Origin of the sequence: Cupriavidus nantongensis, from assembly GCF_041726985.1 — a bacterium.
Taxonomy (GTDB): domain Bacteria; phylum Pseudomonadota; class Gammaproteobacteria; order Burkholderiales; family Burkholderiaceae; genus Cupriavidus; species Cupriavidus nantongensis_A.
The window spans coordinates 3,366,133-3,382,996 of the sequence record NZ_CP168303.1 but is presented as its reverse complement, the minus strand read 5'-3'; the positions used below and the strand labels follow the sequence as shown (position 1 = coordinate 3,382,996).

Sequence of the window (16,864 nt, the reverse complement as noted above, 5' to 3'; positions counted from 1 at the left end):
TTCTGCAATGACGGAATTCGCATTCCTGGCGGCTGCCGCCTTTCTTGCCGGCCTGATCGACGCGGTCGCCGGCGGCGGCGGGCTGGTCCAGATCCCGGCGCTGTTCTCGGCCTATCCCAACCTGGCCCCGGCGACGCTGCTCGGCACCAACAAGGTCGGTTCGATCGCCGGCACCGCCAGCGCGGCGCTGCGCTACGGCCGCAGCGTGCGCATCTACTGGGGCGCGACCGCGCCGGCGGTGGTGGCGGCCTTTGCATGCTCGATGGCCGGTGCCTGGGCGCTGACCATGATCCCGGCCGAGCCGCTGCGCAAGGCGCTGCCGTTCGTGCTGGTGGCGCTGCTGGTCTACACCGTCGCCAAGAAAGATCTGGGCGCCGAGCACGCGCCCACGCTGAGCGGCTGGGGCGAACGCGGCGCGGCGCTGCTGGCCGGCGCTGTGCTGGGCTTTTATGACGGCGTGTTCGGGCCGGGCACCGGCAGCTTCCTGATGATCGTGTTCGTGCGGGTGTTCGGCTATGACTTCCTGCACGCCGCGGCGTCGACCAAGCTGGTCAACCTGGCCACCAACCTGGCGGCACTGCTACTGCTCGCCAGCAAGGGCCATATCTGGTGGCAACTGGGCCTGGTGATGGCGGTGGCGAACGTCGCCGGCAGCCAGGTCGGCAGCAAGCTGGCCCTGCGCCATGGCAGCGCCTTCGTGCGCAAGGTGTTTATCGTGGTGGTCAGCGCGCTGATCCTGAAAACCGCCTGGGACGCCTTCGTGCGCTGACGGCAAAGCCAGGCTGGGCGCGCGTGCGGGTTAATCCTCGCTGTTCGCGCCAGGGCCCTGTGATAGACTCGATCCGCATTCCCGACCGCACGGTCGGCGAATCACCGAAGCGCCTTTCCGGGGGAGTGGCGTGGACGGGAAATGGGGAGCGGCCTGGTGTCGTTCCTGGTTGTAGCGCAGGTGCCGGCGCTGTGCCTGCGTTGACCCGAGGGGTCGTCCAAAAAAATGGGGCATCCGCCGGCGGACGCCGGACGGATGCCTTTCCGTTTCAGGAACCGAAGGAGACAAGATGGATTTCAAGCGCGCCAGCCTGCTGGCAATCGCTGCGGCCAGCCTGGTTGCCGGGGCCGCCCAGGCGCAGGTCAAGGTCGGGGTGACGGTGTCGGCCACCGGTCCGGCGGCATCGCTGGGCATTCCGGAAAAGAACACCTTCACGCTGATGCCCAAGGAGATCGCGGGCAAGAAGATCGAGTACATCGTGCTGGACGATGCCTCGGACACGACCACGGCGGTCAAGAACACGCGCAAGCTGATCAGCGAAGACAAGGTCGACGTGATGGTCGGCTCGACCGTCACGCCCAACTCGCTGGCGATGGTCGACGTGGTGGCCGAGAACGAGACCCCGATGATCACCATGGCCGCCTCGGCCCGCATCATCGAGCCGATGGACGCCAAGCGCGCCTGGGTCTTCAAGACTCCGCAGAACGACTCGCACATGGCCACCGCCATTGCCGAGCACATGAGCAACAACAACGTGAAGTCGGTGGCGTTCATCGGCTTCGCGGATGCCTATGGCGATAGCTGGGCGCAGGAATTCGCCAAGGTGGCAGAGCTGCGCAAGATCAAGGTGGTCGCAAACGAGCGCTTTGCGCGCACCGATACCTCGGTCACCGGGCAGGTGCTGAAGATGATGGGCGCCAACGCCGACGCCGTGCTGATCGCCGGCTCGGGCACGCCCGCGGCGCTGCCGGCCAAGACGCTCAAGGAGCGGGGCTACAAGGGCAAGGTCTACCAGACCCATGGCGTTGCCAATGCCGACTTCCTGCGCGTGTGCGGCAAGGACTGCGAAGGCACCTTCCTGCCCGCCGGCCCGCTGCTGGTGGCCGAGCAGCTGCCCGACAGCAATCCGGTGAAGAAGCCGGCGCTGACCTACAAGACCGCCTACGAGAAGGCCTTCGGCGGACAGGTCTCGACCTTCGGCGGTCACGCCTGGGATGCGGGCCTGATCCTGCAGCACGCCATCCCCGAAGCGCTGAAGAAGGGCCAGCCGGGCACCAAGGAGTTCCGCAAGGCCCTGCGCGACGCCATGGAGCAGACCAAAAACCTGCCGGTGTCTCACGGCATCATGAACATGAGCGCCACCGACCATCTCGGCTTCGACCAGCGCGCGCGCGTGATGGTGCAGATCGTCGACGGCAAGTGGAAGCTGCTGAAATAAGCGGCTGACCCAAGCGTCTGGAGCGGCAGGCAAGGCATGCCGGATTCGTAGTGAAGCAGGGCGCATGGCTGACCATGCGCCCTTTTTTCTGGCGCGCCGGCTGGGCGAAGGCCGCGCCAACCTAGGGTTGCTCTGTATTTCCGCAATGCGCAACCCGTTTACTATTTCGTAACCCAAAGCGCGCACCACCCTGTCGGCCCGTCGGCGCCCCGCTGACCCCGTTCGATGCAGGCAGGTTTTCCAACAAGACGGGGAGACAATGGACCTATCTATCGCCGCCATCCTGGCGCAGGACGGCATCACCTCGGGCGCGATCTACGCGTTGCTGGCACTGGCGCTGGTGCTGGTGTTCTCGGTGACCCGCGTCATCTTCATTCCGCAGGGCGAGTTCGTTGCCTATGGCGCGCTGACGTTGGCGGCGATGCAGGCAGGCCACGCACCGCAGACCAGCTGGCTGCTGCTGGCGATGGGCGTGCTGACGTTCCTCTACGAGACCGTCACCGTGCTGCGCAGCGCCGAGCTGCGGCGCACGCTGGGCCAGCGGCTGGCGGTGCTGGCCGGCAAGTACCTGGTGTTCCCGCTGGCGGTGCACTGGGTGGTGCAGCAGTATGGCGCGCAGCCGCTGCCGATGCTGGCGCAGGTCGCGCTGACGCTGCTGGTCATCATCCCGCTGGGGCCGATGCTGTACCGGCTGGCCTACCAGCCGCTGGCCGAGGCCAGCACGCTGGTGCTGCTGATCGTCTCGGTCGGCGTGCACTTCGCGCTGGTGGGGCTGGGACTGGTGATGTTCGGCGCCGAGGGCTCGCGCACCAATCCGTTCTCGGATGCGCGCTTCGAGGTCGGTGCGCTCAGCATCTCGGGGCAGAGCCTGTGGGTGGTGGCGGTGTCGGCGCTGCTGATCGGTGCGCTCTATTTCTATTTCGAACGCACGCTGCAGGGCAAGGCGCTGCGCGCGACCGCGGTGAACCGGCTCGGCGCGCGCCTGGTCGGCATCGGCACCACGCAGGCAGGGCGCCTGTCGTTCACGCTGGCGGCGGCGATGGGGGCGCTGTGCGGCATCCTGATCGCGCCGCTGACCACGGTGTACTACGAGTCGGGTTTCCTGGTGGGCCTGAAGGGCTTTGTCGGCGCCATCGTCGGCGGGCTGGTGAGCTATCCGGTGGCGGCCCTGGGCGCACTGCTGGTGGGCCTGCTGGAATCGTATTCGTCCTTCTGGGCCAGCGCGTTCAAGGAGGTCATCGTCTTCACACTGATCATTCCGGTGCTGCTGTGGCGCTCGCTGACGAGCAAGCATGTCGAGGAGGAGGAATAAGCCATGACCATGCTGACCGACAAGCAGGCCGGCGTGGCCGGCGCCGAGGCCGGCAGCCGCGCGCGGCTGAACCGCAACCGGATGCTGGTGCTGGCGCTGATCGTGGTGCTGGCGCTGCTGCCGGTGCTGCCGACGCCGGAGTTCTGGATCACGCTGGGCAACTACATCGGGCTCTACAGCATCGTCGCGATCGGGCTGGTGCTGCTCACCGGCGTGGGGGGCATGACCTCGTTCGGGCAGGCGGCGTTCGTGGGCCTGGGCGCGTACAGCACCGCGTACCTGACCACGCAGTTCGGGCTGTCGCCGTGGTTCGGGTTGCTGGTGGGGCTGGTGATCACGATGGCGTCGGCCTATGTGATCGGCTTGATCACGATGCGCATGTCCGGGCACTACCTGCCGCTGGCAACCATCGCCTGGGGCCTGTCGCTGTTCTTCGTGTTCGGCAATCTGGAGTTCCTGGGCAAGTACGACGGCATCAGCGGCATCCCGGTGTTGTCGCTGTTCGGCATCGAGCTGCAGTCCGGCCGCGCGATGTTCTACCTGATCTGGGCGGTGGTCCTGCTGGCGGTGCTGGCGATGCAGAACCTGCTGAACTCGCGCCCGGGGCGTGCCATCCGCGCGCTCAAGGGCGGCGGCGTGATGGCCGAGGCCATGGGCGTGAACACCGCCTGGATGAAGGTGGTGATCTTCGTGGTTGCGGCGATCCTGGCGTGCGTGTCGGGCTTCCTGTACGCACACCTGCAGCGCGCGGTGAACCCGACGCCGTTCGGTTTGAACTACGGCATCGAATACCTGTTCATGGCCGTGGTCGGCGGCGTCGGCCACGTGTGGGGCGCGGTATTGGGTGCGGGCATCCTGACCATCCTGAAGGACGTGCTGCAGGGCGTGCTGCCCAAGCTGCTCGGTGCGGACGGGAACTTCGAGATCATCGTCTTCGGTGTGCTGCTGGTGCTGCTGCTGCAGTACGCGCGCGATGGCATCTGGCCGTTCCTGCGGCGCCTGGTGCCTTCCGGGCCGCCGGTGCTGGCGCCGGGGCAGGCCGCCGGGCTGGCGGTGCGCCAGAAGCCCGAGGCGGGCGAGCTGATCCTGGACGTGCGTGCCGCGCGCAAGCAGTTCGGCGGGCTGGTCGCGGTCAACGATGTCAGCTTCCAGGTGCGTGCCGGCGAGATCATCGGCCTGATCGGCCCTAATGGCGCGGGCAAGTCCACCACCTTCAACCTGGTGACCGGCGTGCTGCCGGTCTCGGGCGGCGAGGTGCGCTATCGCGGCGAGGTGATCTCGGGGCTGCCGTCGCGCGAGATCGTCAAGCGCGGCATCGGCCGCACCTTCCAGCACGTGCACCTGCTGCCGACCATGACGGTGCTCGAGAACGTCGCCATCGGCGCCCACCTGCGCGGCGACTTCCGCGCGCAGGGCGGCGTCTGCGCGGCGATCCTGCGCATGAACAAGATCGAGGAAGAAAAGCTGCTGTTCGAGGCGAAGCGACAGCTGGAGCGCGTCGGCCTGGCCGACTGCATGTACATGGAAGCCGGCAGCCTGGCGCTGGGGCAGCAGCGCATCCTGGAAATTGCGCGCGCGCTGTGCTGCGACCCGGCGCTGCTGCTCCTCGACGAGCCTGCCGCCGGACTGCGCTACAAGGAAAAGCAGGCGCTGGCCGACCTGCTGCGCAAGCTGCGCGGCGAAGGCATGAGCGTGCTGCTGGTCGAGCACGACATGGACTTCGTGATGAACCTGACCGACCGGCTGGTGGTGATGGAATTCGGTTCGCGCATCGCCGAGGGCGTGCCCGAGGAGGTGCAGAAGAACCCGGCGGTGCTGGAAGCCTATCTGGGCGGCGTGGAATAACTGTTGAGCACGGACCCGACATGAGCCTGATTCTGGAAGTGAAGGACCTGCACGTGCGCTACGGCAAGGTCGAGGCGGTGCATGGCGCCAACCTGAAGGTCGAGGCCGGCCGCATCGTCACCGTGATCGGCCCGAATGGCGCCGGCAAGTCGACCATGCTCAATGCCATCATGGGCGCGCTGCCGGTGACGGGGTCGTCCAGCGGCACGGTCAGCTACCTGGGCCACGACATGGCCGGCATCCCGGTGGAAGGGCGGGTCGCGCGCGGCATGTGCCTGGTGCCGGAAAAGCGTGAGCTGTTTGCATCGATGACGGTGGAGGACAACCTGCAGCTGGGCGCCTTCCGCCGCAAGCGCGCCGGCGACAAGCAATACCTGGATCAGATGGACGTGGTCTACGACCTGTTCCCGCGGCTGCGCGAGCGCGCGCGCCAGGACGCCGGCACGCTCTCCGGCGGGGAGCGCCAGATGCTCGCGGTGGGCCGCGCGCTGATGGCCAAGCCGCAGTTGCTGATGCTCGACGAGCCCAGCCTTGGCCTGGCCCCGCTGATCGTCAAAGAGATCTTTCACATCATCAGCAACCTGCGCCAGACCGGCGTGGCCACGCTGCTGATCGAGCAGAACGCGCGCGCGGCGCTGCAGGTGGCGGACTACGGTTATGTGATCGAGACCGGAGACATGGCGATGGAAGGGCCGGCCGGCGAGCTGGCGGCGAATCCGAAGGTGATTGAAACCTACCTTGGGCTGGCAAAAAAGGCGGCGTAGCAAGTCTCGCTTTCGCCAGAGGAATGAGGGCCCGCGCAAGCGGGCCCTTTGTTATTGGTGGTGTGCATAACTTTGGGGATAACCTGATTTTCCCGACCTTGTAACGCTGTGGCAACCGTATGGGTCCTCCACACCGTCCTTCTATTTATCAGATGAATGTTCTTGCCGGAAAAAACACACCAGATATCCATCCCTATGATCCATGCCGCAGTTGTATCCACATGATGAATGGCATGGCTTGAAAATGCGTTGTATTAAGTCATCTGTCGAATAATATGGCGTTTTTTCTGGTGATATCCTCGGCCGCCGTCTCCAACAGCCACGTGCGGAAGCAATTCAAGGCCGGATGATCGCGCCGCTCCTTCGGCGCACACAGAAAATAGCCGCGTTGCAGCGTAATGGGCAGGTCAAACGGCGCCGCCACGCGTCCCGCCGCAATTTCCTCGCGCACCAGGCAGCGCTGCAGCACGGCCACGCCCATGTCGGCGCGGACTGCCTGGATCAGGATCGAGACCTGGTCGAACGCTGTGGATAACCGGGGCGCAGCGTTGGGTACGCCGGCCGCCAGCAGCCAGTTTTGCCAGTTCGCCGGCGCGGTGGTGTGGTAGAGCAGGGGCTCATCCAGCAGCTCCGCGGGAGACTGCCAGCGGCCGGCCGCGCGGCGGGCGCGCGCGCGGTCCGGGTGGCAGACCGGCACCATTTCCCGACCGACCACGTAGTCGGCCTGCAGGCCTGGCCACTTGCCGGCCTCACCGGCCAGGATGGCGGCGTCGGGGGAGGGGCCGGACAAGTCTTCGTCACGCTGGTAGGGCACGAAGTCGAGCCGGATTTCCGGATGGCGGCGATGGAAATCCGGCAGCCGCGGCACCAGCCAGACGCTGGCCAGCGTTGGCACCACCGACAGCGTCAGGTGATGGCGGCGGTCGCCGGCGCGCAAGGCGGCGCTGGCGTGTTCGATCGCGGCGAGCGGCTCGGCCACGGCATCGAGCAGTTGCCGGCCGGCGTCGGTCAGTCCCAGCCGGTGCGCATTGCGTTGCAGCAGCGGCTGGCCGAAATGCGCTTCCAGCCGGGCGATGGCCCGGCTGATGGCTCCCTGCGTCACGCACAGTTCCTCCGCTGCGCGCGTAAAGCTGCCCAGCCGCGCCGCGGTGGCAAAGGCATGCAACTCGGACATCGAAGGGGAATGCAGCCGCATGGCGGAGGGAGGGGCGGAGAGCGGGCAGGGCGGTTTGCCAGGGCCGGCGCAAGGATGATCTTTGGTAATGCAAAGGTGCAATATAGTCGTTTGCGCCCGGCCGGTAAACGGCTGACACTCGCCCGGTTCATGCACAAAACCAACAGGAGAAACCCCATGATCCGAGCCCGGATGTCCCGCCGCCAGCTGCTGCTGACCGGCACCGCCGCCGCCGCCACGCTGGTCTTTGCCGGCAGCGCGCTGGCGCAGGCCAACTACCCGACCCGCCCGATCCGTCTGGTCGTGCCGTTTGCCGCCGGTGGCTCGACCGACCTGTCGGCGCGCCTGGTGGCCGAGTTTGCCGGCCGCGAGCTGGGGCAGTCGATCGTCGTGGAAAACAAGGGCGGCGCCGGTGGTTCGCTGGGCATGGAGCAGGTCGCCAATGCCGCGCCGGACGGCTACACCATCGGCATGGCCACGGTCAGCACGCATGGCTCCAATCCGGCCGTGTACCCCAAGCTCAAGTACGACCCGATCAAGGACTTTGCCCCGGTCACCAACGTGGTGGCGATCCCCAGCGTATTCGCGGTGCACCCGAGCGTGCCGGCCAAGACCATGCAAGAGTTCATCGCGCTCGCCAGGGCGAACCCGGGCAAGTACAGCTTCGCCTCGCCGGGCGCCGGCTCGCTCGGCCACGTCAACATCGAGAACTTCATGATGCTGGCCAAGATCGACCTGCTGCACGTTCCGTACAAGGGCGCCGGGCTGGCGCTGAACGATGCCGTGGCAGGACAGGTGAACGCGATCACCGACAACCTGTCGTCAACGCTGCCGCACGTAAAGGCCGGTCGTCTGCGGGCACTGGCGGTGCTGGGCGCGGCGCGCTCCGCGCAGTTGCCCAACGTGCCGACCTACGCCGAACTGGGCTTCAAGGACATGGGCGAGGGCGGCTGGTTCGGCATTGTCGCGCCAGCCAATACGCCGCCCGCCATCGTCGCGAAACTGAACCAGGCGATCCACAAGGCCATGCAGAACCCCGAGTTCAAGCGCAAGGTCGAGGAGTCCGGCGGCACCCTGGTGCCGACCACGCCGGAACAGTTCAAGGCACAGATCCAGCAGGCCATGGCACGCTACGCCCGCGTCGCCAAGGCCGCCGAGATCAAGCTGGACTAAGGCATGGCGGAAGCAAGCAAGCAGGCGGCCGCGCTGCCGCCGGTGATCGTGCGCCTGCCGGAAGGGGAGGCCCTGCCGCTGGTGTGCGACTCGCCGCATAGCGGGACGGCCTACCCGGCGGACTTTGGCGCCGTGGTGCCCGCCGCCCGGCTGCGCGGCGGCGAGGATACGCATGTGGACGCGCTGTGGCAGGCCGTGCCGGCGGCTGGCGGCACGCTGCTGGCGGCGACCTTCCCGCGCGTCTATATCGATCCGAACCGGATGGCGGACGACATCGACCCGGCCCAGCTCGACGGTGCCTGGCCGACGCCGCTGGCCCCGGGGCCGAAGACGCAGCTGGGATACGGCCTGATCTGGAGCCGGATCGACGCGGACACGCCGATCTACGACCGCAGGTTGTCGGTCGCGGAAGTGCAGGCACGCATCGAGCGCTACTATCGCCCGTACCATGCGGCGCTGGCCGAGGCCGTGGAGGGCGCTTACGCGCGCTTTGGCGCGCTCTGGCACCTGAACCTGCACTCCATGCCGAACAACGCCTACGAGCGCCTGAAGATCGCCAGCCCGCACCCACTGGCGGACTTTGTGCTGGGCGACCGCGATGGGACGACTTGCGAGCCGGGGCTGGTGGATCTGGTCGAGCGGGAACTGCGCGGCATGGGCTACACCGTCGCGCGCAACGATCCCTACAAGGGCGTGCAGTTGATCGCGCAGATCGGGCGTCCGGCGGAGCTGCGCAACAGCCTGCAGATCGAGATCCGGCGCCCGCTGTACATGGATGAGGTAACTCGCGAGCGCAATGCAGGATTCGCTTCGCTGCAGCGTGACCTCGGCAAGCTGACCGAGCAAGTGGCGGCCTATATCCGTTCCCAGCTCTGAGACGCTTGTTCCACGTGAAACATATGGCCGGGCCTTGCGCCCGGCCTTTTTGTTTCACGTGAAACACAACGTCGCTTTCAGGCGACTGATGACGTACCGCAATCGCCATGTTTCACGTGAAACATGGCGTCGACCGGAAGGCGATAACTCGAATGCCGCTATAATTTCGCAGTCCCGTATTTTCCCGCCAGCCTCCCGGAGGAGGTGTCCCATGCTTTACCCGAAAGAATTCGATGTCATCGTCGTCGGCGGTGGCCATGCCGGCACTGAAGCCGCCCTTGCTGCCGCCCGCATGGGCTGCCAGACGCTGCTGCTGACCCATAACATCGAGACGCTGGGGCAGATGAGTTGCAACCCGTCGATCGGCGGCATCGGCAAGGGGCATCTGGTCAAGGAAGTGGACGCCATGGGTGGTGCCATGGCCGCCGCCACGGACGAGGCCGGCATCCAGTTCCGCATCTTGAATTCCAGCAAGGGACCGGCCGTGCGTGCCACGCGCGCCCAGGCGGATCGGGTGTTGTATCGCAAGGCGATCCGCACCCGGTTGGAGAACCAGCCGAACCTGATGCTGTTCCAACAGGCCGTTGACGACCTGATGGTGGAGGGCGACCGTGTCGTCGGCGCCATGACGCAGGTCGGTATCGCCTTCCGCGCACGCGCGGTCGTGCTGACCGCCGGCACTTTCCTGGACGGCAAGATCCACGTGGGGCTGGACAACTACACCGGCGGCCGCGCCGGCGACCCGGCCGCGGTGTCGCTGTCGGCGCGCCTGAAGGACCTGAAGCTGCCGCAGGGCCGCCTGAAGACGGGTACGCCGCCGCGCATCGACGGGCGCACCATCGATTTTTCGGTGATGGAAGAGCAGCCCGGCGACCTGGATCCCGTGCCGGTTTTCTCGTTCCTGGGCCGGCCCGAACAGCACCCGCAGCAACTGCCGTGCTGGATTACCCATACCAACAGCCGTACCCACGACATCATCCGCGGCGGGCTGGACCGCTCGCCGATGTACACCGGCGTGATCGAGGGGGTAGGGCCGCGTTACTGCCCCAGCATCGAGGACAAGATCCATCGCTTTGCCAGCAAGGAAAGCCATCAGATCTTCCTGGAGCCGGAAGGCCTGACCACCAACGAGTTCTATCCCAACGGGATCTCGACCAGCCTGCCGTTCGACGTACAGCTGGAACTGGTCCATTCAATTCGCGGCCTGGAAAACGCACATATCCTGCGTCCTGGCTATGCGATCGAATATGACTACTTCGATCCGCGCGCCCTGAAGGCATCGCTGGAAAGCAAGGCGATCCGGGGCCTGTTCTTCGCCGGCCAGATCAATGGCACGACGGGTTATGAAGAAGCCGCGGCGCAGGGCCTGCTGGCCGGTATCAATGCCGGTTGCTACGTGCGCGAGCGCGATCCGTGGACGCCGCGCCGTGACCAGGCCTACCTCGGCGTACTGGTCGATGACCTGATCACGCGTGGCGTGACCGAGCCGTATCGCATGTTCACCAGCCGGGCGGAGTTCCGCCTGAGCCTGCGGGAAGACAACGCCGACATGCGGCTGACCGAGGTTGGCCGTGAACTGGGCGTGGTCGACGATGCGCGCTGGGACGCGTTCAACCGCAAGCGCGACGCTGTTTCACGTGAAACAGAGCGCCTGAAGAGCACGTGGGTGAACCCGGCGATGCTGCCGGCCGAAGAGGCGGTGCCGCTGCTGGGCAAGCCGATCGAGCGCGAGTACAGCCTGGCCGACCTGCTGCGTCGCCCGGAAGTCAGCTATGAAGCCCTGATGGCGCTGCAGGGCGGTCGCCACGCGCCCGAGGCCCCGCTTGATGCGGAGCCGATGCTGGCGGAGCAGATTCGCGAGCAGATCGAGATCGGCATCAAGTATCACGGCTATATCGCCCGCCAGGCGGCTGAAGTCGACAAGTTGGAAGCCAACGAATCGACGCGCCTGCCGGAAGGGCTGGATTACACCGAAGTGCGCGGGCTGGGTTTTGAGGTCAGCCAGAAGCTGAACCAGCATCGCCCGGAAACCCTGGGCCAGGCATCGCGCATCTCGGGTGTGACGCCGGCGGCGGTCTCGCTGCTGTTGGTACACCTGAAGAAGAAGGGGCTGGGCCGCGGCCGTGCGGACGCCGGCACCTCGTCCGGCAACGGTGAAGAGGCTGCCTGAGTGCCCGCTCCGCGACCCACCATGACCGACGACGCCACGCAGCGTCGTCGCCTTGAAGCGGGCCTGGCCGAGATCGGGTTGGCCCTGGCGCCGGACCGGATCGACACGCTGTTCGCGTACCTCGCGCTGCTGCGCAAATGGAATGGCGTCTACAACCTGACCGCCATCCGCCATCCCGACGAGATGCTTACGCATCACTTGCTGGATTCCCTCGCCGCAGTGCCGGCACTGGCCGAAGCTGCCCGTGCCGCCGAAGTCGATACGCCGGCGCGGGGCAGGGTGCTCGATGTCGGCTCGGGTGGCGGCATGCCGGGCCTGCCGCTGGCCATCGCCTGTCCCGATGTGTCGGTGCTGATGGTCGACATCGTGCAGAAGAAGACCGCCTTCCTGACGCAGTGCCGCGCCCAGCTGGGCTTGTCCAATGCCGCCGCGCATTGGGGCCCGGTAGAGAAGCTGGACGATGCCGACGGCTTTGCCGTGATCACCTCGCGCGCGTTTGCCGAGTTGACGGATTTCGTCAGCCTGTCGGGCCAGCTGCTGGCGCCGCGCGGCAAGCTGATCGCGATGAAGGGGGTGTATCCGCACGCCGAACTGGACCGCATGGAAGCCGCCGGACTGATGGCGCAATGGCAGGTCGACGCCGTGCCGCGGCTGACCGTGCCCGGGCTGGAGGCGGAGCGCCACCTGGTGGTGCTGTCGCGCCGCGCGGGTGCCCCCGCATGACCTACGCCGCGGCGCCGCGAGAAGCGCGCCGCGAACTGCCGGCCGCGTGCTGGCCGGATGATTTGAAGCAGGAGCCGCAGGAGCTTATGGCCAAGGTATTCGTGATCGCAAACCAGAAGGGCGGGGTAGGCAAGACCACCACCACGGTGAACCTTGCCGCTGGCCTGGCGGCGCAGGGCCAGCGCGTGCTGCTGGTCGACCTGGACCCGCAGGGCAATGCCTCGATGGGGTCCGGCATCGACAAGCAGGCGCTGGAAACCAGCGTGTACCAGGTGCTGGTCGGACTGGCCGGCATCGCCCAGGCGCGCCAGCGCTCCGAAACCGGCAAGTACGACGTGCTGCCCGCCAACCGCGAACTGGCCGGTGCGGAAGTGGAACTGGTCGAGCTGGACCAGCGCGAGCGCCGGCTGCGGCAGGCCATCGCGGAGGTCGACGGCGACTATGACTTCGTGCTGATCGATTGCCCGCCGTCGCTGTCGCTGCTGACGCTGAACGGCCTGTGCGCGGCGCACGGCGTGATCGTGCCGATGCAGTGCGAGTACTTTGCGCTGGAAGGGCTGTCGGACCTGGTCAACACCATCAAGCAGGTGCACGCCAACCTGAACCGCGACCTGCAGGTAATCGGCCTGCTGCGCGTGATGTTCGATCCGCGCGTGACGCTGCAGCAGCAGGTGTCGGCGCAACTGGAATCGCACTTCGGTGAAAAGGTCTTCAAGACCCTGATCCCGCGCAATGTGCGGCTGGCCGAGGCACCGTCCTATGGCATGCCGGGCGTGGCGTTCGATCCGTCATCGAAGGGCGCCAAGGCGTACCTGGACTTCGGCGCCGAGATGATCGCGCGGGTCCGGCAGCTGGGCTGAAGGAGAGGGCAAGAGCATGAGCACTGCAAAGAAGAAGGGCCTGGGCCGCGGCCTGGAAGCGCTGTTGGGCGGGCCCGCCGAAATCGTCGAGTCGGTCAAGCAGGAGGGTGCGCCCACCGTGCTGAACCTGAACCAGCTGCAGCCGGGCAAGTACCAGCCGCGCACACGCATGGACGAGGGCGCGCTGCAGGAGCTGGCCGCGAGCATCCGCGCCCAGGGGCTGATGCAGCCGATCCTGGTGCGGCGTGTGGCCGAGCCCGACCGCTACGAGATCATTGCCGGCGAGCGGCGCTTCCGCGCCTCCAAACTGGCCGGACTGGACAAGGTGCCGGTGCTGGTCAAGGACGTAGCCGACGAAGCCGCAGCGGCGATGGCGCTGATCGAGAACATCCAGCGCGAAGACCTGAATCCGCTGGAAGAAGCGCAGGGCATCATGCGGCTGATCCGCGAGTTCAGTTTCACGCACGAGCAGGCGGCCGAGTCGGTGGGCCGCTCGCGCAGCGCGGTGTCGAACCTGCTGCGGCTGCTGAATCTGGCCGCGCCGGTGCAGACCATGCTGATGGCCGGTGACCTCGACATGGGCCACGCGCGCGCGCTGCTGGCGGTGGACGGTGCCAACCAGATCACGCTGGCCAACCAGATCGTCAACAAGCGTCTGTCGGTGCGCGAGACCGAGAAGCTGGTGGCCTCGACGCTCAAGCCGTTCGACCTGAAGTCGCTCAAGCAGAAGGGCGGCAACAATGTGCGTGACGTCGCGCGGCTGGAAGAGGAGTTGTCGGATGCGCTCGGGCTGGCGGTGCAGATCAAGCTGTCGCCACGCGGGAAGGGGCAGCTGACCATCCACTTCAGCAACAACGATGCGCTCGAAGGGGTGCTGACGCGCCTGCGCGAATCCCGCGAAGGGCAGCAGGCCGCCTGATTTACTGCGCGATAAACGGCCATTGTTGCGGCGACTGTTGCGCGCACGCAGCACTGGCCGGGTCGATCCCCTGTATACCTTGTGGCGGACCGGTAATCCCCCATCATGCGCAGGGTTCACTGCGCAATCCAATTACGTCAAACGTCATTGCTGCGCAATTTCTGCGCAGCCATCATGCAATCGTGATGGCAACCGTTGTGCGCAACGCACTGCAAGGTAAATGTAAGCAGATTGACGTGAATCAGTAGTTCCCCTTAAAATCGTGCGGTTTGAATTCTGGTCGGGCCGAAAAGTTCCGGCCCGGATAAGGCAGGCAGGTGGTGGTTCAAGATCGTCGGCAACAAAGCGCCGGGTCCCGTCAGCAAGATGACTGGGACGACTGGAAAGAAGGCGCGGACCGTGAGGAAGAGGCCGTCGATCCGCTGTCGCATGCCGAGGCGGTGACGCTGTTTGGCGAGCGCGCGCTGCGTCCTTCGCGCATGACCCCGGGCAAGGTTGTCCTGGCGCAGGTGGCGGTTTCCCTGCTGTCGGCACTGTGCTGGGCGCTGTTCGCGAACGAGCCGGGGCCATATGGATGGTCGGCGCTGTTCGGCGGCATGGTGTGCTTCGTGCCGAGCGGGTTCTTCGCCTTCCGCCTGTGGCTGGCGCGCGATCGCGCTTCGGTTGGCGGACTGGTGTTGGGCGAGGCGATCAAGGTCTTTGCCACGGTGGCGCTGCTGGTGCTGGTGGTGGTGCTGTACCGGGACCTGCGCTGGGTGCCGATGCTGGTCACGTTCCTGCTGGCGCTGAAGACATACTGGGTGGTGGCCCTGGCCTTGCGCTAGGACCGCTGCCTGAAAGCGGTGCTTCCTTTGCAAGTGGTGGCACCAAGACGGAATATCAAGAGTTTCCGTGACGGCTGCGGCGTGTTTCATGGCGCTGACACCGGGCACGGCCAAGGTTGGAAACCCGCTTGCATCGCGGTGACCGGCGAATCCGCCGAAGGCAATGCAAGACGCGTACCGGGCGCTGCACAGAACAGCGGCGCGCGGCCCGAAGATTTCGCAATATACCGTTCGATTCGACAATGGCAGAAGCTACCCAAAGCGCGGAACACGTGCTGACACCCTCCGGCTATATCGCCGAACACTTGCAGAACTTGAACTCGGTCGGCGGCAAGCAGGCGTCGGTGGTCGATTTCTCCGTGATCAACTATGACACGGTGTTCTGGTCGGTGCTGTGCGGCGCCATCGCCGTGCTGTTCCTGTATGCCGCCGCGCGCCGCGTCACCGCGGGTGTGCCGGGGCGCTTCCAGGCCTTCGTCGAGATGATCGTCGAGATGGTCGACGACCAGGCCAAAGGCATCATCCATGGCGACCGTTCGTGGATCGCCCCGCTGGCACTGATGGTGTTCTGCTGGATCACCATGATGAACGCGATCGACCTGATCCCGGTCGACTGGGTCACCGGCCTGAACAAGGTCCTCGAGATCTTCCACATCCATATCCCCCACCACCGCGCAGTGGCCACCGCCGACCTGAACGGCACGCTGGGCATGTCGTGCGCCGTGCTGGTGCTGATGATCTACTACAGCTTCAAGATCAAGGGCGCCGGCGGCTTCATGCACGAGCTGTTCTCGGCCCCGTTCGGCGCCAAGTGGTACCTGGCCCCGTTCAACCTGGTCCTGAACATCATCGAATTCCTGGCCAAGGCCGTGTCGCTGGGCATGCGGTTGTTCGGCAACATGTACGCCGGCGAACTGGTATTCCTGCTGATCGCGCTGCTGGGTTCGATCTGGACGTTCGGCGCGGACCTGTCGGCACTGGGCTTTGTCGGCCATGTCGTGGCTGGTGCGGTCTGGGCGATCTTCCACATCCTGATCGTCCTGCTCCAGGCCTTCATTTTCATGATGCTGACGCTGGTGTATATCGGCCAGGCTCACGATCACCACTGATCACTGCAAGTTTCAGGTTTTTGGTTTTTTGGTTTTTTGGTTCTAAGTCTCTCTAAATTAAAGGAGTCATCATGCAAGCATTTCTCGCCAACATCCAGGGTCTGACCGCCATCGGTATCGGCATCATCATCGGCCTGGGCGCTATCGGCGCCTGCCTGGGCATCGCCCTGATGGGTGGCAAGTACATCGAAGCCTGCGCACGTCAGCCCGAGCTGATGAACCCGCTGCAAACCAAGATGTTCCTGCTGGCCGGCCTGATCGACGCGGCATTCCTGATCGGCGTGGGTGTTGCAATGCTGTTCGCGTTCGCCAACCCGCTGCTGGCTGTCATCCAGTAATTCTTTTCGGTCTGCATGATGCTGACGGGCGGCGCGGGCCACCAGCCTGGCCGCCTTTTGTGCATTTATCTGTAGTTTGATTACCGAAAGGAACACACCATGAATCTGAACGCAACGTTTTTTGCGCAGATGGTCGTGTTCTTCATCCTGTGGTGGGTTGTTGCCAAATTCATTTGGCCGCCGCTGGTGAAGGCGCTCGACGAACGCGCAAAGAAGATCGCCGATGGCCTCGCCGCTGCCGAGAAGGGCAAGGCCGAGCTCGAACTCGCCAACAAGCGTGTGGACCAGGCCCTGGCCGAAGCCCGCACCGAGGGTGCTCAACGCGTCGCTGACGCCGAGAAGCGCGCCCAGCTGACGGCCGACGAGATCAAGCAGAACGCCCAGGCAGAAGCCGCACGCATCATTGCCCAGGCCAAGGCCGAAGCCGAACAGCAGGCTACCCGCGCACGCGAAGAACTGCGTGACCAGGTTGCCGTGCTGGCCGTCAAGGGTGCCGAGCAGATCCTCAAGCGTGAAGTGAACGCGCAGGTCCACGCCGACCTGCTCAATCAACTCAAGGCTGAGCTCTAA

At 65.6% G+C, this 16,864-nt stretch carries 16 protein-coding genes; 15 read left to right on the top strand and 1 reads right to left on the bottom strand.

The window, feature by feature from the left end:
- Window positions 1–7 precede the first annotated feature (7 nt).
- The 5 genes from ACEI37_RS26970 (at window position 8) to ACEI37_RS26950 (ending at window position 6,128) form a co-directional block, all read left to right on the top strand.
- On the top strand, window positions 8–769 hold the full coding sequence (locus ACEI37_RS26970; protein WP_373378831.1) for a sulfite exporter TauE/SafE family protein: 762 nt from the start codon (window positions 8–10) through the stop codon (window positions 767–769).
- A 289-nt stretch (window positions 770–1,058) separates the two neighbouring features.
- On the top strand, window positions 1,059–2,207 hold the full coding sequence (locus ACEI37_RS26965; protein ID WP_373378830.1) for an ABC transporter substrate-binding protein: 1,149 nt from the start codon (window positions 1,059–1,061) through the stop codon (window positions 2,205–2,207).
- 259 nt (window positions 2,208–2,466) lie between these two features.
- On the top strand, window positions 2,467–3,519 hold the full coding sequence (locus tag ACEI37_RS26960) for a branched-chain amino acid ABC transporter permease (RefSeq protein WP_252681810.1): 1,053 nt from the start codon (window positions 2,467–2,469) through the stop codon (window positions 3,517–3,519).
- 3 nt (window positions 3,520–3,522) lie between these two features.
- On the top strand, window positions 3,523–5,364 hold the full coding sequence (locus ACEI37_RS26955) for an ATP-binding cassette domain-containing protein (RefSeq protein WP_373378829.1): 1,842 nt from the start codon (window positions 3,523–3,525) through the stop codon (window positions 5,362–5,364).
- 20 nt (window positions 5,365–5,384) lie between these two features.
- Window positions 5,385–6,128, top strand: a complete 744-nt coding sequence (locus tag ACEI37_RS26950; RefSeq protein ID WP_111521295.1) for an ABC transporter ATP-binding protein — start codon at window positions 5,385–5,387, stop codon at window positions 6,126–6,128.
- 259 nt (window positions 6,129–6,387) lie between these two features.
- On the opposite strand, the gene ACEI37_RS26945 is transcribed toward ACEI37_RS26950, so the two are convergent.
- Window positions 6,388–7,323: a LysR substrate-binding domain-containing protein gene (locus ACEI37_RS26945; protein ID WP_373380323.1), complete on the bottom strand. Its 936-nt coding sequence runs from the start codon at window positions 7,321–7,323 to the stop codon at window positions 6,388–6,390.
- Window positions 7,324–7,479: 156 nt separating this feature from the next.
- Here ACEI37_RS26945 and ACEI37_RS26940 point away from each other — a divergent pair, with 156 nt between their 5' ends.
- The 10 genes from ACEI37_RS26940 (at window position 7,480) to ACEI37_RS26895 (ending at window position 16,864) form a co-directional block, all read left to right on the top strand.
- Entirely contained in the window at window positions 7,480–8,475 is a 996-nt protein-coding gene (locus ACEI37_RS26940) for a Bug family tripartite tricarboxylate transporter substrate binding protein (protein ID WP_373378828.1), read from the top strand.
- Window positions 8,476–8,478: 3 nt separating this feature from the next.
- Window positions 8,479–9,351: an N-formylglutamate amidohydrolase gene (locus tag ACEI37_RS26935; protein ID WP_373378827.1), complete on the top strand. Its 873-nt coding sequence runs from the start codon at window positions 8,479–8,481 to the stop codon at window positions 9,349–9,351.
- Window positions 9,352–9,562: 211 nt separating this feature from the next.
- Window positions 9,563–11,521 (top strand): tRNA uridine-5-carboxymethylaminomethyl(34) synthesis enzyme MnmG, encoded by a 1,959-nt coding sequence (mnmG, locus tag ACEI37_RS26930; RefSeq protein WP_373378826.1) that lies wholly within the window; start codon window positions 9,563–9,565, stop codon window positions 11,519–11,521.
- A gap of 21 nt (window positions 11,522–11,542) precedes the next feature.
- Window positions 11,543–12,244 (top strand): 16S rRNA (guanine(527)-N(7))-methyltransferase RsmG, encoded by a 702-nt coding sequence (rsmG, locus tag ACEI37_RS26925; protein ID WP_373378825.1) that lies wholly within the window; start codon window positions 11,543–11,545, stop codon window positions 12,242–12,244.
- Window positions 12,245–12,330: 86 nt separating this feature from the next.
- A complete protein-coding gene (locus tag ACEI37_RS26920; protein WP_062795850.1) occupies window positions 12,331–13,104 on the top strand; it encodes a ParA family protein in 774 nt (257 codons plus the stop codon).
- A gap of 16 nt (window positions 13,105–13,120) precedes the next feature.
- Window positions 13,121–14,023, top strand: coding sequence for a ParB/RepB/Spo0J family partition protein (locus ACEI37_RS26915; protein ID WP_265922096.1), 903 nt, complete (start codon window positions 13,121–13,123; stop codon window positions 14,021–14,023).
- A gap of 317 nt (window positions 14,024–14,340) precedes the next feature.
- The gene (locus tag ACEI37_RS26910) at window positions 14,341–14,847 is read left to right on the top strand and encodes an ATP synthase subunit I (RefSeq protein WP_373378824.1); all 507 of its coding nucleotides are present in this window, start codon (window positions 14,341–14,343) and stop codon (window positions 14,845–14,847) included.
- 242 nt (window positions 14,848–15,089) lie between these two features.
- Window positions 15,090–15,956: a F0F1 ATP synthase subunit A gene (gene atpB / locus ACEI37_RS26905; protein WP_035848827.1), complete on the top strand. Its 867-nt coding sequence runs from the start codon at window positions 15,090–15,092 to the stop codon at window positions 15,954–15,956.
- Window positions 15,957–16,027: 71 nt separating this feature from the next.
- Window positions 16,028–16,294 carry a F0F1 ATP synthase subunit C gene (gene atpE / locus ACEI37_RS26900; protein WP_011299478.1) on the top strand — a complete coding sequence of 89 codons (267 nt, stop codon included), beginning with the start codon at window positions 16,028–16,030 and terminating at the stop codon, window positions 16,292–16,294.
- A 99-nt stretch (window positions 16,295–16,393) separates the two neighbouring features.
- Window positions 16,394–16,864, top strand: a complete 471-nt coding sequence (locus ACEI37_RS26895) for a F0F1 ATP synthase subunit B (protein WP_116355143.1) — start codon at window positions 16,394–16,396, stop codon at window positions 16,862–16,864.